This window comes from Blautia hansenii, assembly GCF_013304445.1.
GTDB lineage: Bacteria > Bacillota > Clostridia > Lachnospirales > Lachnospiraceae > Blautia.
The window spans coordinates 50272-69228 of the sequence record NZ_JAAITA010000001.1 but is presented as its reverse complement, the minus strand read 5'-3'; the positions used below and the strand labels follow the sequence as shown (position 1 = coordinate 69228).

General features: G+C 47.3%; 22 protein-coding genes. 1 reads left to right on the top strand and 21 read right to left on the bottom strand.

Annotated features, from left to right (window positions below; translation table 11 throughout):
• Nucleotides 1-168: 168 nt before the first annotated feature.
• Complete coding sequence (locus G5A70_RS00375) at nucleotides 169-894, top strand: nitroreductase family protein (protein WP_173747151.1); 726 nt, start codon at nucleotides 169-171, stop codon at nucleotides 892-894.
• Nucleotides 895-912: 18 nt separating this feature from the next.
• Here the strand turns inward: G5A70_RS00375 and G5A70_RS00370 are convergent, their stop codons facing one another.
• From G5A70_RS00370 to G5A70_RS00270, 21 genes are all read right to left on the bottom strand, one after another.
• Complete coding sequence (locus G5A70_RS00370; RefSeq protein WP_173747150.1) at nucleotides 913-1692, bottom strand: ABC transporter permease; 780 nt, start codon at nucleotides 1690-1692, stop codon at nucleotides 913-915.
• A gap of 21 nt (nucleotides 1693-1713) precedes the next feature.
• Entirely contained in the window at nucleotides 1714-2781 is a 1068-nt protein-coding gene (locus tag G5A70_RS00365; RefSeq protein ID WP_173747149.1) for a sulfate/molybdate ABC transporter ATP-binding protein, read from the bottom strand.
• Nucleotides 2782-2805: 24 nt separating this feature from the next.
• Nucleotides 2806-3801, bottom strand: coding sequence for an ABC transporter substrate-binding protein (locus tag G5A70_RS00360; protein WP_173747148.1), 996 nt, complete (start codon nucleotides 3799-3801; stop codon nucleotides 2806-2808).
• Nucleotides 3802-3804: 3 nt separating this feature from the next.
• Nucleotides 3805-5307: an aryl-sulfate sulfotransferase gene (locus G5A70_RS00355; protein WP_173747147.1), complete on the bottom strand. Its 1503-nt coding sequence runs from the start codon at nucleotides 5305-5307 to the stop codon at nucleotides 3805-3807.
• A 16-nt stretch (nucleotides 5308-5323) separates the two neighbouring features.
• Entirely contained in the window at nucleotides 5324-5635 is a 312-nt protein-coding gene (locus tag G5A70_RS00350; RefSeq protein WP_173747146.1) for a thioredoxin family protein, read from the bottom strand.
• A 2-nt stretch (nucleotides 5636-5637) separates the two neighbouring features.
• Nucleotides 5638-6564: an NAD(P)/FAD-dependent oxidoreductase gene (locus G5A70_RS00345; protein WP_173747145.1), complete on the bottom strand. Its 927-nt coding sequence runs from the start codon at nucleotides 6562-6564 to the stop codon at nucleotides 5638-5640.
• A 214-nt stretch (nucleotides 6565-6778) separates the two neighbouring features.
• Nucleotides 6779-7699 (bottom strand): LysR family transcriptional regulator, encoded by a 921-nt coding sequence (locus G5A70_RS00340; protein ID WP_173747144.1) that lies wholly within the window; start codon nucleotides 7697-7699, stop codon nucleotides 6779-6781.
• On the bottom strand, nucleotides 7696-8262 hold the full coding sequence (gene pdxT / locus G5A70_RS00335; protein WP_173747143.1) for a pyridoxal 5'-phosphate synthase glutaminase subunit PdxT: 567 nt from the start codon (nucleotides 8260-8262) through the stop codon (nucleotides 7696-7698). Before pdxT ends, G5A70_RS00340 begins: the two co-directional genes overlap by 4 nt.
• Nucleotide 8263: 1 nt before the next feature.
• A complete protein-coding gene (pdxS, locus tag G5A70_RS00330; protein ID WP_173747142.1) occupies nucleotides 8264-9139 on the bottom strand; it encodes a pyridoxal 5'-phosphate synthase lyase subunit PdxS in 876 nt (291 codons plus the stop codon).
• Between the two features lie 115 nt (nucleotides 9140-9254).
• Complete coding sequence (locus G5A70_RS00325) at nucleotides 9255-10079, bottom strand: acyltransferase domain-containing protein (RefSeq protein ID WP_173747141.1); 825 nt, start codon at nucleotides 10077-10079, stop codon at nucleotides 9255-9257.
• A gap of 81 nt (nucleotides 10080-10160) precedes the next feature.
• Complete coding sequence (locus G5A70_RS00320; protein ID WP_173747140.1) at nucleotides 10161-10556, bottom strand: MerR family transcriptional regulator; 396 nt, start codon at nucleotides 10554-10556, stop codon at nucleotides 10161-10163.
• Nucleotides 10557-10572: 16 nt separating this feature from the next.
• Nucleotides 10573-11712, bottom strand: coding sequence for an aldo/keto reductase (locus G5A70_RS00315; RefSeq protein ID WP_173747139.1), 1140 nt, complete (start codon nucleotides 11710-11712; stop codon nucleotides 10573-10575).
• An 88-nt stretch (nucleotides 11713-11800) separates the two neighbouring features.
• Nucleotides 11801-12448, bottom strand: a complete 648-nt coding sequence (gene deoC / locus G5A70_RS00310; protein WP_173747138.1) for a deoxyribose-phosphate aldolase — start codon at nucleotides 12446-12448, stop codon at nucleotides 11801-11803.
• A gap of 22 nt (nucleotides 12449-12470) precedes the next feature.
• The gene (locus tag G5A70_RS00305) at nucleotides 12471-13658 is read right to left on the bottom strand and encodes a phosphopentomutase (protein ID WP_173747137.1); all 1188 of its coding nucleotides are present in this window, start codon (nucleotides 13656-13658) and stop codon (nucleotides 12471-12473) included.
• Nucleotides 13659-13689: 31 nt separating this feature from the next.
• Nucleotides 13690-14145: a cytidine deaminase gene (locus G5A70_RS00300; RefSeq protein WP_173747136.1), complete on the bottom strand. Its 456-nt coding sequence runs from the start codon at nucleotides 14143-14145 to the stop codon at nucleotides 13690-13692.
• Nucleotides 14142-14924 (bottom strand): uridine phosphorylase, encoded by a 783-nt coding sequence (udp, locus tag G5A70_RS00295; RefSeq protein ID WP_173747135.1) that lies wholly within the window; start codon nucleotides 14922-14924, stop codon nucleotides 14142-14144. The genes G5A70_RS00300 and udp overlap by 4 nt, the downstream gene beginning before the upstream one ends.
• Nucleotides 14925-14964: 40 nt before the next feature.
• The gene (locus G5A70_RS00290; RefSeq protein ID WP_173747134.1) at nucleotides 14965-15327 is read right to left on the bottom strand and encodes a VOC family protein; all 363 of its coding nucleotides are present in this window, start codon (nucleotides 15325-15327) and stop codon (nucleotides 14965-14967) included.
• 13 nt (nucleotides 15328-15340) lie between these two features.
• Nucleotides 15341-16378: a sulfate/molybdate ABC transporter ATP-binding protein gene (locus G5A70_RS00285; protein WP_308781657.1), complete on the bottom strand. Its 1038-nt coding sequence runs from the start codon at nucleotides 16376-16378 to the stop codon at nucleotides 15341-15343.
• 50 nt (nucleotides 16379-16428) lie between these two features.
• Complete coding sequence (modB, locus tag G5A70_RS00280; protein WP_173747132.1) at nucleotides 16429-17133, bottom strand: molybdate ABC transporter permease subunit; 705 nt, start codon at nucleotides 17131-17133, stop codon at nucleotides 16429-16431.
• Between the two features lie 10 nt (nucleotides 17134-17143).
• Entirely contained in the window at nucleotides 17144-17986 is an 843-nt protein-coding gene (gene modA / locus G5A70_RS00275; RefSeq protein WP_173747131.1) for a molybdate ABC transporter substrate-binding protein, read from the bottom strand.
• Between the two features lie 35 nt (nucleotides 17987-18021).
• Nucleotides 18022-18957: an MOSC domain-containing protein gene (locus G5A70_RS00270; RefSeq protein WP_173747130.1), complete on the bottom strand. Its 936-nt coding sequence runs from the start codon at nucleotides 18955-18957 to the stop codon at nucleotides 18022-18024.

The following is an 18957-nucleotide window of genomic DNA, read 5'->3' as shown; positions in this document are numbered from 1 at the left end:
AGTTAGTTTCCATTAACTTTTATATCATACCAGACTATTTTTGTCAACGAATTTTACATAGGAATTTCTGTCTCTCTCTTTACGCTGTCACTTCTGTGTGGTAGACTGAATTTATTTATCCGGCAATTTTTTCTGAAATATCCGGACATATAAGGAGGATTTGAACGTATGAATACGATTCTGGAAAGTTTACACAGCCGCAAATCAGTCCGCGTCTTTATCGACCGGGAAATTTCCCCAAAAGAAAAGCAGCAGATTCTCACTGCTGCCACCCAGGCCCCCACAGCAGGGAACCAACAAATGTACACCATTCTGGATATCACAGACCGGCGGCTGAAAGAGATTCTTGCCGAAACCTGCGACCACCAGCCTTTTATTGCCAAAGCCAAAATGGTGCTGATTTTCTGCGCAGATTATCAAAAATGGTATGATGCCTTTTCGTTCTTTGGCTGTTCTCCCAGAAAGCCTGCTGCAGGAGAATTTCTGCTGGCCGTTCAGGATGCCGCCATTGCGGCACAAAATGCAGTGACTGCTGCCGAAAGTCTGGGAATTGGCTCCTGTTACATCGGAGATATTATGGAACACTACGAAAAGCACCGGGAACTTCTAAATCTGCCGCCTTATGTTTTTCCTGCAATTATGGTGGTCTTCGGTTACCCCACACAGCAGCAGGCAGACCGCCAAAAGCCCAAAAGAGCGCCGCTGGATTTCATTGTACAGGAAAACCGTTATCACAGAGCAGACGAAACAACACTGAAAGCCTGTCTGAATACAGCCACCGGCACACTTTCCTTTGAAGAATGGATACAGCGTTTCTGCAAACGAAAATACCATTCTGACTTTTCAAATGAAATGAGCCGTTCTATTGAAGAAGCGCTGAAAAATTTCAGATAATCAGAAAAGAAGGGATTTTCAGCGCACCCCGAACCTGGATAAAAACCGCTTTCCCAATATACGGAGCAGTTTATCCGCAGCCAATCCCATGAGCCCCAGGGTGAAAATCCCCGTAAAAATCCAATCTGTGCGGTAATACAAACGGGATGTATAAATCAAATAGCCCACCCCTTCCGAAGCTGCCAGCATTTCTGCTGCTGCAATACAGATAATAGCGCTTCCCAGTCCCAGACGGATACCGGTAAAAATATGGGGCACTGCCGAAGGGAGAATGACGGTAAAAAAGGTTTTGGCCCGTCTTGCTCCCAGGGACTCGGCAGCTTCCAGCAATGCGGTATCCACGGACCGTACCCCGGCTATGGTGTTGACCATTACAGGAAAAATAACCGCATAAAATATCAGCGCTACCTTAGAAGTCTCTCCCACTCCGAACCACAGCAGAAACAGGGTGATAAAACCAATGGCAGGAACAAACCGGAAGAAATTTAAAAAAGGTTCAAAAATTCTGCCTGCCCAGGGAAAGCAGCCCACGCACAATCCCACAGGAACAGCAAATACCACGCCTAAAACCCAGCCCTTCAGTACACGTCCCAGACTCACCCAGACATCCCCGGCCAGTGTACCGTCTGAAATCAGAGAAAAAGCTCCTTTCCAGGTCTCCAGGGGACCTGGCAGAAATTCCGGGGGATAAAAAAGCGAACCTGCTTTCCAAATGGCAAGAAGCAGCACCCATGTCAGCACACCGCTTCCCAGTATCTTCGCAGCCACTCCTTTTGCTGCATTTTTTTTCTTCTGCATACAGATTCCTCCTTAAATTCCTTAAATATAGTACATATCTCTGCTGTCCAGAGCAGCGTTTACCAGCGTATAGGCTGTCTGTTGGTCAAATACATAAAGACGGGATACCATGACCTGAACCAAATCTCCCTTTTTGATGATTCCTTCGTCTATGGGCTTTCTTGCCTTTAATGTCAGATTGCCCACGCGAATGGAGAGTTCCACAGAGGTTCCTCCAAAGGCTGCGTCTTCCACCCTTCCTTCCTGGTATACACTGGGATAAGGCGGATTTTCGCCTCTTGGAATGACCTTTACAAATTCCGGACGAATGGCCGCATTGGGAGCATTTTCGTAAGGGGAAAAGCCTTTCAGCTTTGCATACTGAAACTCCGTTAAAAGCACGGATTCTCCGATAAACTGTGCTACAAACGGCGTCTGCGGGTTTCTGTAAATCTCCATGGGAGTCCCCATCTGCTCCACTCTTCCCGCATTGGTGACAAGGATTTCATCTGCCACCTCCACAGCCTCGTCCTGGTCATGGGTTACAAAAATACTGGTAATGCCTACCTTTTCCACCATTTCTTTCAACCAGCGGCGCAGCTCCTTGCGTACCTTGGCGTCAATGGCTGCAAAGGGTTCGTCCAAAAGCAGCACCTGTGGGTCTACGGCCAGAGCCCTGGCAAAAGCCACCCTCTGTCTTTGACCGCCGGAAAGCTGATTGGGATAGCGGTCTTCCAGTCCCGGCAGTCCTACAAGCTCCAACAGTTCCTTTACTTTCGTTTTGATTTCCTTTTTCCCTTTTTTGCGAATCTTCATGCCGTAAGCAATGTTATCGTATACTGTATAATAAGGAAACAATGCATAATTTTGAAACACAAAGCCGATTTCTCTTTCCTGTACGGAAAGGTCATTGACAACCCTCCCGTTAATAGAAATGTTGCCGCTATCCTGCCTCTCCAATCCGGCAAGCATACGCAGAAGCGTTGTTTTGCCGCTTCCGCTGGGTCCCAGAAGGGCCACCAGCTTTCCTTTTTCGATTCCAAAGGACACGTCATCAGAGGCTTTGAAATCTCCAAAGTTTTTATGAACATGCTCAAATGTAATATACATACCTGTTTCCTCCCATTGCTTTTCTTATTCTTCCGCTGCTTCGGCGTCAGGCAGCGCTGCCCGAAGGGGCTCTAAATCTGTAAAATCTGACAGTTCATAGTCGTCAAAATCCCCCTTTGCAACTGCCCAGGCTTTGATGTCCTCCAAATGTTTTTTGGTTTCTTCAGAATAGTCTATGGTCAGATTGGTATCCTGAAGTTCTGACAGAAACTGTTCCTTTGATGTTCCCAGCTTTTCCGAAACCACTTCCGCCGCTTCCTCCTCATGGGAATATATCCAGTCAACTGTTTCTTTAGAAGCCTTCAGATAGTTTTCCGCCACATCCTCATGCTCTTTGATAAAAGAAGCCGTGGTAATATAATAGGAATCCACTGTAAGGCCCAAATCCTTCAGCGTCAGAAGTTTTTCAAGTCCGCCTTCCTCCAGCTTTGCCGCATTCGCGCCGCTTGCCCAGAAGGCCGCTGCCTTTCCTGTTGTCATCAAAGCCACCGCCGAAGCTGCACTGTCCACTTTGACCAGTTTTTGTTCTGTTTCCCCTATGCCTGCTTTTTCATAAGTTTTCGCATTCCAGAAGTCCCATACCGTTCCCGGCTGTGTGGCAAAAGGCTGTCCTGCCAGGTCTTCCAGGCTTTTTACCTTACTGCCGTCTACGTAAAGGGCGCCCCCGGTTCCGGAACCGATGCGGCTGAGAATAAGAAGATTTTTATCCTGTGTACTTCCCATGCGGTTTACCAGCGCGTAGTCTGCCAGATTTCCCACATCTGCCTGTCCGGTTACAACGGCATCCACCGTATTAATACCTGCTGCAAATTCTGATGTTTCCAGTTTTATCCCATACTTTTGAAAAATACCTTCTTCCTCTCCCACAGCTGCAATCCAGTGCTGCGCACCGTTTGTCATCACAGCGGCGCGGACTGTGGTCAGTCCGCTTCCGGAAACCTTTTGCTCTGTGCCACCGCAGCCTGAAAGAGCCAGTACTGCTGCTCCTGTCAAAATAAAAACCAATGCTTTCTTCTTCATACCCTACTCCTTCTTTTTCGTCAAATCACTCTTTTTAATAGAAGCTACGCAAAAATCAATTCTCTCATCCTCGTCTTCCTCATCCTTACTGCCTGTTTTCGGATTTTTATTAGGGTCTACGCCTTCCACAATGGTTACTTTCCCATTATCTTTTCCCACAGGTGAACCCGGCACCCGGAAAGTCTCCACATCCAGAGGCAGAATAGACGTTTCCTCCGGTTTTTCCAACTGGGGAATCCACTCATAAGGCACTCGGTAAGCACGGTAAACCATATTGTTGGTAAAATTTCCTGCCAGCTTATTGAAATAAGGATTGATATATTCCCATACAATTTCATGTTCCGGAGTAACTTCCAGGATTCGTCCGTCCGAGCCTTCTGTAATCAATGTATTTCCGTTTGGCAGTCTCTGTGCGGAGCTGATATAGGAGCTGTAAAACTTGGAAGCATCGGTAAACAGCAGAAATCCCGCTTCCAAAGGCGTATACTGCCAGGTAATCTCCAGTGTGACCGGATTGAACTGCAACACACGGGAATAATCTCTTCTGGCATGATTCACACCGGTTACCGCACCGGGATTTGGATTTCCGTAACCGCCTTCCCCGCCGTTGTCAAACACCAGCAAGTCTCCTTCTCCCGGAAGACCTTTTGGTATCATGTGCAGATGGTGCTGCCCGATAATCCAGCCCAGTTTTCTGGTTGCTTCGCTTTCGTTAAAATCCGGTCCCAGTCTCCAGACAACCTCTCCTGTCGCCTTGCTGATAATTCCAAGAATATTGGCATTTCTGGCATCAAAAATAATATTGTCCGGATGAAAGCGTTCATCTCCCGCGTCGTACCATTTATTTTCTCCCAGCGTTGACATACTGTTGATGTGCAGCCAGTCACCTCCTGCTTCTTCATGAAGCCCCGGATTGCGGAACAAAACGTTTTTGGCGGCTTCGTCAAAGCCCATTTCTTCAAAATGGTCGCTGGCTCTCCAGCTCCACAGAATATTCCCTTCCCAGTCCACTTCAATAATCTTGTCGTCAATGAGTCTTTTATCTGAAATCTCGTGGTTGTATACGTTTTCATGGGTCAAAATAAGGGTGTTCCCGCCGTCTGTCCTGGGCTCTCCACCAGGATAATAATAGCCCACAGAGGAACCTTCTCTCTGATAGTCGTGATGCTGTCTTGCCTGATATTCCGGTTCTTCCATGCCTGGGTCTGCAATCAGCTCCGTGTTGCGGAATTTCCACACAATTTTGCCCTCCCAGTCCACCTGTACCAAATCTATCTGGTCCTGATAAGCATATTTTCCGGAACGTGTTCCTGTGGTTCCCATAACATATCCTCCGGGAAGAATCTTATTTGGGAAGCCCCCAAGACCTGCCCAGCGTTGTACTTCATTGCCGTTCATATTAAGCAGCAAAGCGCCTCTTCCGGAAGGGAAGATTGTATACCCGTTCCATGCTTTTTCTTTATCGTATAAAATTGTCCCTGTAGGGAACACACTTGGATAACCCATCTTTATCTACCTCCGTTTACTCACTCAATTTTTTGATTGCTTCATTTATGATTAATTTATGTGTAAAACCTGTTTTTTTGTCTTTCACCGCTCCATTCCGGAAAAACAAAAGGGTTGGCAGTACCTGTATATCCCACCGGGAGGCCAGTTCCGGCTCCGCCGTAATGTCCACTTTTCCGAAAAATGTCTGTACTCCTTCCGTCTCCAGTTCTTCTATCCCTGTCTCTGTCCTTTTACAATGAGCGCAGGTAGGGGAGTAAAAAAGAACCACGGTTTCTTCCCCGGATTGGATTTTCTCTTCAAATGTCTTCAGATTTAATTCCTGCATGTTTATACCTCTTTCTCTGTTGTTCGTCTCAAATCTTCTGCCGCCAGAACGGCTGCATTGGCTCCGTCTGCCGCTGCCGTAATCACCTGGCGCAGGCTTTTTGTCCGCACATCTCCGGCTCCGTAAAATCCTTTCAAAGCTGTTCTCCCTGTTTCGTCTGCCTGTATGTACCCGTTCTCGTCTGTCACGGCAAGCTCCCTCAGAATCTCTGTGCGTGGTATCTGGCCGATTTCTACAAAAATACCGTCCACCGGAAGCCGTCTGTTATCCTGCGTCCATATGGCCTCTGCCTTGTGGGTTCCCTCTATTTTGCTGACCACGGTATTTCTGAGAATTTCTATGTTTTCTTCTGCTTCTGCCTGAAGGAGGGAGGACTTAGCAGCCCGGAAGTCTTCTCTTCGGTGAATGAGCAGCACCTTTTTACAGATTCCCGCCAGATACAGAGCTGCGTCTACGGCACTGTCTCCGCCGCCAATGACTGCTGCCACCCGGTCTTTATAAAAAGCTCCGTCACACCATGCACAGACGTGAACTCCTTTTCCGAAAAACTGCTGTTCTCCCGGTATGCGCAGCTGCCTGTGTACCGTACCGGCTGCATAGATTATGGCTCTGGCTTCCAGAACTCTTCCATCCTCCAGGCGGCATTTCCACTTACCTTCCTCACGCCAAAGCTTTCCGGCTTCTCCTTCTGTAAAAGAAACCCCACACTTTTCGGCGTGTCCCCGAAACTGCTCTCCCAGTTCGTATCCCCCAATTCCCGGAAGCCCCGGGTAATTGTCCACCCGGCCACTGTCTGCAATCTGTCCGGTTCCTCTGTATTCCTTCTCCACTATCTGCACGGTCAGATTGGCTCTTCTGGCATAAATTCCTGCCGTCAGTCCTGCCGGTCCGCTGCCGATAATAAGCAAATCCGGTGTTTTTTCTCCCATCTGCTGTCCACCTTTCTTTATCCTAGTTTTCATAGTAACTTACTAGGAAATATGATATTTGAAAGGATACCACAGAAAAACCCATTCGTCAAATAGAAAATATACATTATGCGTAATAGTTTCTATTTATAGGCAAAAAAAGACAGTTCCACCTCTGTCCTGAGGTTTGGAACTGTCCTTTTTTGTAAGATTCTTTTTTTGTATGTATTCTGTATTATTCTATATTCAAATATTTCTTAATGGCTTCTATATACGTTTCCCCCATTTCACTGAGCACCATGTTTTTTCTTGTAATATAGCCGATTTCCATAACACTGTCCTGGTCTTCTTCGTCCCCTTCAAAGGGAACAGCCACATAATCACTGCCATTTAATTCTTCGCAGATAATCCCGGAGCAGAGGGTGTAACCGTTGAGCCCCACCATGAGATTCAGCATGGTAGCCCGGTCATTGGCTTTGATAATTTGGGCATATTCATTGGTAGAAAGAATTTCTTCCGCAAAATAGAAGGAACTGTTTTCTCCCTGTTCAAAAGACAGACAGGGATAGCCGCTGAGCTGCTCAAACCTTATGGAGGTTTCCTTTGCCAGAGGATGCTGTTTCCACAGGTATACATAAGCCCCGCAGGAAATCAGAGGATGAAATTCCAGGCTTGCGGTTTTCATCATTTTTTCCATAGCTTTCCGGTTAAAGTCAGAAAGATAGAGGACGCCGATTTCGCTTCGCAAGGTGCTGACGTCACTGAGCACCTTTCTGGTCTCAGTTTCCCGGATTGCAAACTCGTATTTCGACATATCAAATTCTTTTGCCATATCCACAAAGGCTTTCACCGCAAAGGAATAATGTTGGGTAGAAACTCCGAATTTTTTTCGGTAGCTTCCGTTTTTGCTATATTTCTGTACCACCGCTTCATATTGATCATAAATTTCTTTTGCGTGAAGCAAAAATTCCGCACCGTCATTGGTCAGCGCCACGCCTTTGCCGCCCCGGTAGAGAAGCACCAGTCCCAGTTCCTTTTCCAGTTCCTTCATGGCATTGGTCAGCGAAGGCTGTGAAACGTATAAAAGCTCTGCCGCTTTGTTCAATGATTTTGTTTCCGCTATGGTAATCAGATAATGCAACTGTGTCAGTGTCATTTTCTGCACTCCTTTAAAAATAGTTCATGAATCCTGTTATCTGTATCCAGTTCGGGATGAAAGGCCAGCCCATACTGTCTGCCGTACCGGACCGCCACGATTTTTCCCTCTGCCCGGGCGAGAATCTCTACAGCCGGGTCTGCTTTTTCCACATAGGGAGCACGAATGAAGGTCATAGGCACTGTGCCGATTCCTTTCATTTCCTGTATTGTGTGAAAGCTGCCAAGCTGTCTGCCATATGCATTTCGCTTTACCGTTACGGGAAGGGTACCGAAATATACATGAGGGTCGTTTACACACGCTTCGGCCAGCAGAATCAGCCCCGCGCAGGTGGCAAGCACAGGTATTCCCCGGATAATCCGCTCTTTCAGGCCCTCAAAGATATCCAGTTCCCGCAGAAGTTTTCCCTGTACTGTGCTTTCCCCGCCCGGCAGAACCAGACCGTCAAAGGCTTCCTGCAAGTCACCTTTCTGACGAATTTCCACGCATTGTGCGCCAAGGGCTTCCAGCTTTTTTCGGTGTTCCAGAAACGCGCCCTGCACTGCAAGTATTCCGATTTTCATCCTATTTTCCCCTCTCTGCCATAAGAAGCTGTATTTCCTGCTCATTGATTCCCACCATGGCTTCCCCTAAATCCTCTGACAGTTCTGCCAGCAGTTTGCTGTCCTGATAATTGGTCACTGCTTTTACAATGGCTGCCGCGCGTTTCTTCGGATTCCCGGATTTAAAAATACCGGAGCCTACAAAGACTCCCTCTGCACCCAGCTGCATCATCAGAGCCGCGTCCGCCGGAGTGGCTACGCCGCCTGCAGCAAAGTTTACGACCGGAAGACGTCTGTGCTCATGTACATAAGCGACCAGTTCGTAGGGTACCCGCAGATTCTTGGCCTCTTCAAAGAGTTCCGCTTCCTTCATAGCCCCAATTTTTGCAATCTCCTGGTTCATTTTCCGCATATGGCGCACGGCCTGCACTACATCTCCCGTTCCCGGTTCTCCTTTTGTTCGAATCATAGAAGCGCCCTCCTGAATTCTCCGAAGGGCTTCGCCCAAATCTTTTGCACCGCAGACAAAGGGTACCTGAAATTTCCGTTTGTCAATGTGGTAGACATCGTCTGCCGGAGAGAGGACTTCACTCTCATCTATGTAATCAATTTCAATGGCTTCCAGTATCTGTGCTTCCGCGAAATGACCGATTCTGCATTTCGCCATAACCGGAATGGACACCGCTTCCTGAATACCCTTTATCATTTTCGGGTCACTCATTCTGGCCACGCCGCCTGCAGCCCGTATATCAGCCGGAATCCTCTCCAGGGCCATAACAGCGCAGGCTCCCGCTTCTTCTGCAATCTTTGCCTGTTCCGGAGTGGTGACGTCCATAATTACTCCGCCTTTTAACATCTGTGCCAACTGCTTATTTAATGCATATCTCTCATTTACCATTTCCAATCTCTCCCTTTCTTTTGTGATTGATATGCATCTTAAACCAAAACTGTCCTTGTTAAAATAACCAGTTTATTTATTTTTAAGCAGTCCAGTTTTCTTTTTCTCCTGTTTTCTATGCTTTCAGGTATCCAAAAGCTTCTCCTACTTTTCCCCCGTCCAAAAGATAGGCTTTCATTTTTCTCTGCAAAGAAGTATCTTCCGGCAGTTCCTCCAGGGAATTCCCCCTTTTCTGGAAAACCCATTCCAGCACTGCATCTGATTCCCAATGCACTTTATCCACTTCAAAAAGCGCCTGAAAGTTTAAAATTCGGGAATTCGGAGGCAGTAAATCCTTTAAAGCAGGACTTAAAAGCCAGGATTCACAGGTATACGGCGCCTGTCTGTAATTTGGATAGTACCTTTCAAAAAATTCCCGGGTCTGGTGTAAAGATTCCTGTACTTTCTCACTGCTGATGTCCGCATCCGAGGGAATATGTACCGCAATGGTCTTTTTTTCCTTCTGTGTGCACATCTCATACTCCAGTTCTCCCAAGCGGAACAACTGCAGAGAAAGCTGTCTGCCTGTCCAGAAATCCCGGTCAAATCCATAACAGCCATAGCTGACCTGATGTTCCTGTACAAAGCGCCAAAAGCACTTCATAGTTTCTGCAAAAATTTCTTCTGAAATTCCCAGATTTTCATATTTTTCATAGGTATACCCACAGGCTGTCAGCATGCAGAGCAACATGTTCATGCCTTTCTTATCTGTCTGCAGCAAGTTCTTCAAACCTTTTCTTGCATCCTCCCAGCAAAAGGGGTCTGTGAGATTTTTCAATATCTGCTGCAGGTTTCCGTCCTTTGACAGGTTTCCCCTTGCCTGCTTTTCTGTTTCTTCTAATTCCTGTAAGGCTTCCCCGGAAAAGCCTGTAAGTTCTGCGATTTCTCTCCATGTTTTCATGTTGTTTTTCCCCCTTTTTACTGGTATTTTCTGCATTATACCATGTAAAAAATACTTTGCAAAGACAGAAAAGAGGCCTTCTCAGCCTCTCTCCTTCTCTATCTTTCTTAAATTTTCCTCTGCCGCACAGACAGTCTCTTCATAATGCTGAATTTTTTTATCCAACAGATGCAAAGATTCCTGCATCTCTTCCAGACGCATACGCAACTGCTCTCTCTGCTCCTCTAAAATGGCTTTTCTGGCACGGGCCGTTTCTTCGCCCTGCTGGTAAAGCGCCACATACTCAATCAGTGCTTCGATTTGCACTCCGGCCTTCCGCATACACTTCATAAGCTGTATCCAGCCGCAGGAGGCTTCGTCATAGTCGCGAATTCCGCTTTTGGTTCTGGGAACCGGAGGAATCAGACCGATTCTCTCATAATACCGCAGGGTATCCGCTGAAATATCGTATTTTTTACTGGCTTCCGCAATGGTCATACACTTCCATCCTTTCTTAAAGTCCTGCAGGCTGCTTCAGTTTCTCGGCAAAATCTTTCATGGCATGAGAAATCTGCAGCATCTGAGGACAAACTGCCTCACAGCTTTTACAGCCGATACAGGCCGCCGGACGCTTCTCTTCTTCCAGGGCATCCGCCGCCATCTGGACAATGATGTTATTGGCAAAACGCATTTCATTATACATGGAAAGCAAGGTAGGAATGTCCAGTCCTTTGGGGCAGTGCGTTACACAATAACGACAGGCTGTACAGGGGAGCGTGTCCAGCATACTGTCTGTCACCTCTGCCAGCACCTTCTGTTCCCCTTCACTTAAAGGTTTATCCTCCTCATAAGTGTAGATATTTTTCTCCATCTGCTCCATGTTCGACATTCCGGATAAAACCACAGTCACACCAGGTACGCTCTGAAGGAAGCGGAAAGCCCATGCCGGAATTTCTTCCTCCGGACGAAGCGTTTTCAGCTTTTCTGTATTTTCCTCTGAAAGCTGTGCCAGACGTCCTCCTCTTAAAGGTTCCATGACCCAGACAGGCATATGATACGCATTTAAAAGCTCTACCTTGGCTTTTGCGTCCTGCAGTTTCCAGTCCAGATAGTTTAACTGAATCTGGCAGAATTCCATATGCTCTCCGCAGGCTTTCAGAAAGTGCTCCAGTGTCTCATATCTGGCATGTGCCGAAAAGCCCAGATGACGGATTCTGCCTGCTTTCTTCTGCTGCAGCAGATATTCCAGAATCCCATATTCAGGATTCAGATAGGCATCTATGTTTTTCTCATACACATTGTGCAAAAGGTAAAAATCAAAATACTCCACGCCGCATTTTTTCAGCTGCTCTTCAAAAATTTCCTCCACCTTGTTCATATTGGACAAATCATAGCCCGGAAATTTACTGGCCAGACAGTAGCTGTCTCTTGGATATTTGCGCAGCAGTTTTCCCATAACCACTTCTGACTGTCCATTGTGATAACCGTAAGCCGTATCAAAATAATTCACACCGTTCTCTATAGCGCGGGCAATCATTCCCGCAGTTCTTTCTTCGTCAATGGCTGCATCCGGCTGGTCTCCCAGTGTGGGCAGGCGCATAGCGCCAAACCCCAGGGAAGAAAGTTTTAAGTCCTGAAATTCTTTATATATCATCTCTTTTGTCCTCCTGTCTGCTCTTCTTAGGACAGCATACTCCTTGAAGTTCACTCTAAGTCAAGCAGTTTTTTCAGAAAAACAAATTTTATGTTTCCAACAAGGTTATCAGTCTGCTGGTACCCAGACGGTCTGCACCCAAATCCAGAAATTTCTCCGCATCTTCCACAGAAGAAATTCCTCCGGCTGCTTTCACCTTCACCTGCTCTCCCACATGTTTTCGCATCAGCTCTACATCTGCAAAAGTAGCGCCGCCTGTGGAAAAACCCGTGGATGTCTTAATGTATTCTGCACCGGACCGGGTGACTACACGGCACATTTCCAGCTTTTCGTCTTCTGTGAGCAGACAGGTTTCTATAATCACCTTTAAAACTTTCCCGCCGCAGGCCTGCTTCACAGCCTGGATTTCCTCCAGCACCCGGTCATAATCCCGTTCCTTTACCATGCCCAGATTGATCACCATATCTATTTCATCTGCACCGTTCTCCACGGCATCTCTGGTTTCCAAAACCTTTACAGCCGTTGTGGTATTTCCATTGGGAAATCCAATAACCGTGCAGATGTTTACTTTGTCCTGCACGTACTCCTTTGCCCTTTTTACATAGCAGGGCGGAATACACACCGACGCGGTCTGATATTTCATTCCTTCTTCACAAATCCTGCGAATTTCTTCCCAGGTGGCTGTCTGTTTTAACAATGTATGGTCCAGTCTGCTTAATAGTTCTCTTTTTTCCATGTAAGCTTCTCCTTTTGTCCTTTTACAGAAGTTCTTTTAACAGGGAAGTACCAATGGTTCCTTCCGGCATTGCTACGCAGAAATTGTCTGCAATGGTAGCGCCAATTACGGCAAACGTATCACTGACCCCCAGATTTTTCCCCTCCTTCATAGAAGGAGAATAGGCCAGAAACGGCACCTGTTCTCTGGTGTGGTCTGTTCCTGTATACGTCGGGTCATTGCCATGGTCAGCAGTGAGAATCAGCAAATCATCTTCCCGCAGCACAGAAAGCAGCACACCCAGCTTTTCATCAAAACGCTCCAGTTCCTCTGCATATCCCTGGACATTTCTTCTGTGTCCCCACAGAGCATCAAAATCCACCAAATTGGTAAAACACAGCCCTGTAAAGTCTCTTTTCGCAAGGTCTGTGGTCTGTTCCATGCCGTGTACCGAGCTTTGAGATTTATTGGATTCTGTCAGCCCCTGTCCGTCAAAAATATCGTAAATCTTTCCCACGGAAATCACGGAAAGTCCGGCTTCTTTTAAGCTGTCCAGCGCCGTTTTTCCATAGGGTTTTAAAGCATAGTCATGGCGGTTTGCCGTCCGCTTAAACGCTCCTTTTTTCTTTCCGGTATAGGGTCTTGCAATGACGCGTCCCACCTTCCACTCATCCCGCATGGTCAGTTCTCTGGCGATTTCACAGTAATGGTACAGGGTTTCCAGTCCCATGGTTTCTTCATTGCCGCAGATTTGGAGAACCGAATCTGCAGAAGTGTACACAATCAGTTTTCCTTCCCGGATTTCCTGCTCTGCCAGTTCTTCTAAGATTTCTGTTCCGCTGGCGCTTTTGTTTCCAATAATGGTTCTGCCTGTACGCTGTTCCAGTTCCCGGATGAGCTCCGGTGGAAAGCCGTTTTCCGTAAAAGTTTTGAATGGTTTTGTCACATGCAGCCCCATCATTTCCCAGTGTCCCGTCATGGTATCCTTGCCGCAGCTTCTCTCCTGCAGTTTCATATAGCAGGCCATTGGACGTTCCGCTTCCGGAATATTCTTCAGTTTATGAAGATTGGCAATGCCCAGTTTCTGCAGATTTGGAATCCGAAAATTCTCTTTTTTCTCTGCAATATGCCCTAAAGTGTCCACCCTGATATCTCCGTATTTTTCAGAATCCGGCATAGCCCCGATTCCCAGGGAATCCAGTACAATGGTAAAAATTCTCCGATACTTCATATGCAACCTTCCTTTCTGTATGGTTCCAAGTTTATGCGTGATTTCTGTCCCTTTCCTCTTCCGGCATTTCCAGATTTTTTCCCGAAAATCCCAGGGGAAGCAACTCCTCTAAAGTATATTCTTCCCATGTTTTGTCGCCTTTTCCCAAAAGAATCCGAAACTCTTTTGGCTCGCAAAATTCCATAAACACCTGTCTGCATACACCGCAGGGCGCTGTCAAGTCTGTTGGTTCTCTCCCTTCCATACCGCCCACAATGGCAATGGCAGCAAACGCTCTGACTCCCTCAGAAACCGCCTTAAAAACTGCAGTCCGTTCCGCACAGTTGGTAGGACTGTAAGCAGCATTTTCAATATTGCAGCCGGTAAAAATCTGTCCCTCCTTTGTCAGCAGCGCCGCCCCTACCTGAAAATGAGAATAAGGGGCATACGCAAAGGTTCTGGCCTCCAAAGCCCGATTCACTAAGGTTCTTTTTTCCTGTTCTGTCATACACTTTCCCTGTCTTTCTGAATCAGCAGACGAATTCCCTCTACTGCTACGCGAATCGCGGTTTCCGTGTCATGTACAATGGGGTTCTCAAGCCCCTGCTTTTCTCTCTCCTGGTTTCCTATCACCAGCAGGTCTGTTCCCACTCGCACTTTCAGATAATTTCCCACAATAAACAGTGCAGCGGATTCCATTTCTGAGGCTTTACAGCCCATGCGCAGCCAGGCTTCCCACTTGTTCAGCAGTTCATAACTCACCGGCTTTGTCTCCGGCTCGTGCTGTCCGTAAAACGCATCTTTGCACTCCACCACACCTGTGTGGTAAGTACAGCCGCAGCGTCCGGCCGCCTCCACCAGTGCGTTTGTTACCTGCAGATTAGGTACTGCCGGATATTCAATGGGCGCATATTCCTTGCTGGTTCCCTCCATACGGATAGCGCCTGTGGCAATCACAAGGTCGCCGCCCTTTACTTCTGTATCCATACCGCCGCAGGTTCCCACACGGACAAAGGTGTCCGCGCCGCATTGCACCAGTTCCTCCAGAGCAATAGACGCCGAAGGCCCGCCGATTCCCGTGGAAGTCACACTGACTTTTTCTCCGTCCAGATATCCGGTATACGTCTTGTATTCCCGGCTGTCTGCAATGAGTACAGGATTGTCCAGATATTTTGCGATTTTCTCACATCGCTTGGGATCACCGGGCAAAATTACATACCGTCCTACGTCCCCTCTGCGAATCTGTAAATGATACTGAAGTCCTGCTTCCCCTGAATAGTTTTGCATAATACCGTCTCCTCTCATGAAAAATTTTTTCTATTTGCTGTTACATGGGCGTCCCCACCTCAATCAAATTACCGTCCAAATCGTAAAACCGAACCATTTTCTGTCCCCAGCTATGGGTCATAAGCCGGTTGACATATTCGATATCGGGATAACGTTCCTCAAGTTTTTCCACAAACGCCTCTATATCCCGCTCTTCAAAATAAAGTTCACAAGAATTGCTCTTTTGCACAATTTCTTTTCCCACAAAGTCTCTCCAGATTTTTTCGTCCTGAAGCACCAGACCTTCTGTTAAAATCATATTTCCCCCATGATCTAATATCGTATCCAGTCCAAATAAATCATGGTAAAACTCCCTGGATTTTTCAATATCCTTCACAACCACCAACACATTTTTCAATTTCATCAGACGTCATCTCCTACTCATACAAAAACAGCAGTTTTTCCTCTTTCAAATACAGCCTTTCCGGTATCTTTCCCGCATTCTCCCACAAATATTTGGAAACCTTCCAGTCAATCCTCTGTTTTCCTTTTGGACTTGCCAGAAAAGAAATATTATACTCAAACATATCCTCCGTCACAATGGGCTTTTGCAAAGGAAAGCACAGACAATTTTCCTCTTCTTTTATCAGAAATTCATGGGCGCGGACCGCCACGGATTGTATGCCTTCCGTGCTGCGGTTTTGAATCGGAAAGGCTATGCCCCAGTCCGGTACCACAATCTCATTCTGTTCTTTTGTCTGCACATCGGCGATATTCTTGCATCCGGTAAGGCGTGCTGTCACCTTTGTCCGTGGATTTTGAAACAGCGCTTTCGTTTCCCCCTGCCCCACAATCCGGCCATGGTCCATGACCAGCATTTCCTCACTCATTCGATAAATCTCATCTCTACTATGAGAAACCAGAATCACCGTTCCGGAATACTCTTTCAAAAATTCCATCATCTCTCTTTGAAGCTGATCCCGCAGATATACGTCCAACGCAGAAAAAGGCTCATCCAGAAGAATCACCTCCGGCTCGCATATCATCATTCTGGCCAGTGCGGCTCTCTGCTGCTGTCCTCCTGAGAGTTCGTGGGGAAGGCGTTTTTCCAGACCTTTTAATTGAAATTTTTCCATATACTGTGCGGCCTTTTGCCTCTTTTCCCTGGGGCTTACCAAAAGACCTGCCATAATATTTTCTTCCACCGTCATGGTTGGAAAAAGGGCATAATTCTGAAACAGATATCCTACCTTCCTTTTCTGGGGTTTTTCACAGATTTTTTGTTCCGTATCCAGTAACGTTCTGCCGCAAATCACAATTTTCCCTTCATCTGCGCTTTCCACTCCTGCCAGACTTCGCAACAGCAGACTTTTTCCGCTTCCTGACGCCCCCAGAATCCCAATGCGGCGGCAGTCGCTGGAAAACTCTACAGCAAGCTGAAACCTTTCCAACTTTTTCTTTATTTTCACTTCCATAAACATACACCTCTTGGCCCCATCCGAAATCTGCCCCTTTCGGTAAACTTTTACCAGCGTTTTCTCCGCTTTCCTTTGCTTCCTGCCACCAGGTTCATAACCAGCAGGATTCCAAACGCTGCCACAAGCACAATAGCGACCCAGAAGCCTGCCGTGGCATAATCTCCGTCCTGAATTACCATAGCGATTTTCTGGGATATGGTTCCTGTTTTTCCCGGAATATTTCCCGCCAGCATAGAAGTGGCACCATATTCTCCCAGCGCCCTGGCAAAGGTCAGCACGGTTCCCGCAGCCACACCCGGTCCGGCAGTGGGAAGCACCACCTTCCAGAAAATTTTTGTCTCAGACATGCCCAAAGTGCGGGCCGCATAAATCAGATTGGAATCTATCTGTTCAAAAGCCCCCCTGGCATTGCGGTACATCAGGGGAAAGGCAATCACCACTGCCGCCAGCACACACCCGGCCCAGGACTGTATGATTTTAATATGAAAGGAATCATACAAAAATGCCCCCACCGGCCTTCTGGTGCTAAAGGTCAGAAGAAGAAAAAATCCCGCTGCCGTAGGGGGCAGCACCATGGGCAGCGTGAGTATACCGTCCAGTACGGCCCTTGTTTTCCCTCCGGCCTTCATAGCCTTTGCCGCCGCAAAAATCCCCAGAAAAAAAGAGAAAAATGTGGCGGCAATTCCTGTTTTTAAGGAAATCCAAAGGGGACTCCAGTCCAGATTTTCCAGTATCTGCTTCAACGCTTCCATGGCCTCTCCTTTACTCTACATTCGTGTCAAAATAATAGTTTTCAAAAACTTCTTTTGCCTCATCGGAAAGCACATATTCCAGAAAATCCTGAGCCGCTTCTTCCTGTGCCTTATCTGCTTCCTGGTTTTTCACCCGGCAGATAGGATAAATCACATCTCCGGTCAAATCGTATCCCACAGTTTCCAGAATTTTCACCTTGTCCTCATATCCGTAGGTATCCGAATAATAAGTGGTTCCCACCTCACAGGCCCCTTCTGTCACAGCAGTAAGCGCCTTGCTTACGTTATCCTGCTCACTGATTTCCACACCGCCTAAGCCTTCGGACACTTCCTGCGTCGTAATTTTGGACACGTCCTCTGCCTGCGGCAAAATCCCCATATTCACCAGAGCCTGCCGGGTATACTTGCCCACCGGTACACTGCCCCCTGCAAGAGCAATACTTTTGGCTTCCTGCAAATTGTTAAGTCCGGTTACTTTTGTTTCACTGTCTTTTAAAGTCAGAAGCACTACCTGATTGTTTACCACATTGCGGCGGGTTCCCTCCACAATCAGTCCGTCCTGCTCCAACTGGTCCATTTGTTTCTGGGATGCGGAAAAGAAAATATCACAGGCATATCCCTCTTCAATCTGGGTCAGCAGGGTACCGGAGCTGTCTGCATTGTATACAATTTTCACCTCCGGGTGCTCCTCCTTATATTTCTCTGCCAGTTCGGTCATCACGGTATTTAAACTCGCTGCAATAAACACCTGAATTTCTTCAGGTTCTGTATTCGTTTCTTCCGTTCCGCCGCAGGCACCCAGTCCTGCTGTCATACACAATACCAAAGCTGCTGCTAAAAATCGTTTCTTCATTCTGCTTCTCCTATTCTCTTTTGTTCTGTTTTCTTCTAATTTCTTCCACATTCTCCTTCGGTTCCCCGCAGGATTCCCAGACCGTGTTCCAAGACCGACAGAACAAATTCCAGAGATTCCTTTACTGCCTTAGGGCTTCCCGGAAGATTTACAATCAGCGTGCCCTTTCGGATTCCGGATTCTGCCCGGCTTAACATAGCGCGCTTTGTAATGGTCATGGAATATCCCCGGATGGCCTCCGCAATGCCTCTGGCCATGCGGTCACACACGGCAATGGTTGCTTCCGGGGTCACATCCCTTTTAGAAAATCCGGTACCGCCGGTGGTGAGAATCAGGCTTATCTGCCTCTGGTCAGCCAGACGCATCAGCTGCTGTTCCAACGGTTTCTGTTCATCTGGTAAAAGCAGCGTTTCTTCCACCTGGTATCCGGCTTCTTCCAGCATTTTTACAATCAACGGACCGCTTTTGTCCTCTCGTTCGCCCTTAGCCCCTTTATCGCTGAGGGTAATCACTGCCGCTGTATAAGGCCGGTTTGCGTCAGGCAGTACCAATTGGATTTCGTCTCCCCTTTTGATTCTTCCCCCCTGCAAAACTCTGGCAAATACCCCTTCCTTGGGCATAATACATTCTCCCATGCGCTGATAAATCTGACAGTGGTTATGACACTCCTTTCCAATCTGGGTCATTTCCAGCACCACATCTCCTATCCGGAAACGGCTGCCCACAGGCAGAGCGGCAAAGTCAAATCCCTCTACCACCAGATTTTCTCCAAAAGCGCCGAAGTCCACTTCTGCTCCTCTTGCCTGAAAATCCTGAATTTTCTCTACAGAGAGCATGCTCACCTGACGATGCCACGGGCCTCCGTGAGCATCTCCCAGAATCCCCCATTGTGGGGTCAGTTCTGCTTCTACTACTTCCGTTTTTGCAGTTCCTCTCTGTTTACTGATACAGATTGCTCTGATATTTCCCAT

Excerpts from the sequence above, each read along its gene's own strand:
- G5A70_RS00325 (WP_173747141.1), bottom strand. The coding sequence starts at position 10,079 with ATGAAAACATGGAGAGAAATCGCAGAACTTACAGGCTTTTCCGGGGAA.
- G5A70_RS00365 (WP_173747149.1), bottom strand. The coding sequence starts at position 2,781 with ATGTATATTACATTTGAGCATGTTCATAAAAACTTTGGAGATTTCAAA.
- G5A70_RS00355 (WP_173747147.1), bottom strand. The coding sequence starts at position 5,307 with ATGGGTTATCCAAGTGTGTTCCCTACAGGGACAATTTTATACGATAAA.
- G5A70_RS00290 (WP_173747134.1), bottom strand. The coding sequence starts at position 15,327 with ATGAAATTGAAAAATGTGTTGGTGGTTGTGAAGGATATTGAAAAATCC.
- G5A70_RS00285 (WP_308781657.1), bottom strand. The coding sequence starts at position 16,378 with ATGGAAGTGAAAATAAAGAAAAAGTTGGAAAGGTTTCAGCTTGCTGTA.
- G5A70_RS00350 (WP_173747146.1), bottom strand. The coding sequence starts at position 5,635 with ATGCAGGAATTAAATCTGAAGACATTTGAAGAGAAAATCCAATCCGGG.
- G5A70_RS00305 (WP_173747137.1), bottom strand. The coding sequence starts at position 13,658 with ATGAAGTATCGGAGAATTTTTACCATTGTACTGGATTCCCTGGGAATC.
- G5A70_RS00370 (WP_173747150.1), bottom strand. The coding sequence starts at position 1,692 with ATGCAGAAGAAAAAAAATGCAGCAAAAGGAGTGGCTGCGAAGATACTG.
- G5A70_RS00300 (WP_173747136.1), bottom strand. The coding sequence starts at position 14,145 with ATGACAGAACAGGAAAAAAGAACCTTAGTGAATCGGGCTTTGGAGGCC.
- G5A70_RS00360 (WP_173747148.1), bottom strand. The coding sequence starts at position 3,801 with ATGAAGAAGAAAGCATTGGTTTTTATTTTGACAGGAGCAGCAGTACTG.
- G5A70_RS00345 (WP_173747145.1), bottom strand. The coding sequence starts at position 6,564 with ATGGGAGAAAAAACACCGGATTTGCTTATTATCGGCAGCGGACCGGCA.
- G5A70_RS00375 (WP_173747151.1), top strand. The coding sequence starts at position 169 with ATGAATACGATTCTGGAAAGTTTACACAGCCGCAAATCAGTCCGCGTC.
- deoC (WP_173747138.1), bottom strand. The coding sequence starts at position 12,448 with ATGGAAAAAAGAGAACTATTAAGCAGACTGGACCATACATTGTTAAAA.
- udp (WP_173747135.1), bottom strand. The coding sequence starts at position 14,924 with ATGCAAAACTATTCAGGGGAAGCAGGACTTCAGTATCATTTACAGATT.
- modA (WP_173747131.1), bottom strand. The coding sequence starts at position 17,986 with ATGAAGAAACGATTTTTAGCAGCAGCTTTGGTATTGTGTATGACAGCA.
- pdxT (WP_173747143.1), bottom strand. The coding sequence starts at position 8,262 with ATGAAAATCGGAATACTTGCAGTGCAGGGCGCGTTTCTGGAACACCGA.
- G5A70_RS00340 (WP_173747144.1), bottom strand. The coding sequence starts at position 7,699 with ATGACACTGACACAGTTGCATTATCTGATTACCATAGCGGAAACAAAA.
- pdxS (WP_173747142.1), bottom strand. The coding sequence starts at position 9,139 with ATGGTAAATGAGAGATATGCATTAAATAAGCAGTTGGCACAGATGTTA.
- G5A70_RS00320 (WP_173747140.1), bottom strand. The coding sequence starts at position 10,556 with ATGACCATTGCGGAAGCCAGTAAAAAATACGATATTTCAGCGGATACC.
- G5A70_RS00270 (WP_173747130.1), bottom strand. The coding sequence starts at position 18,957 with ATGGGAAATATCAGAGCAATCTGTATCAGTAAACAGAGAGGAACTGCA.
- modB (WP_173747132.1), bottom strand. The coding sequence starts at position 17,133 with ATGGAAGCGTTGAAGCAGATACTGGAAAATCTGGACTGGAGTCCCCTT.
- G5A70_RS00315 (WP_173747139.1), bottom strand. The coding sequence starts at position 11,712 with ATGATATATAAAGAATTTCAGGACTTAAAACTTTCTTCCCTGGGGTTT.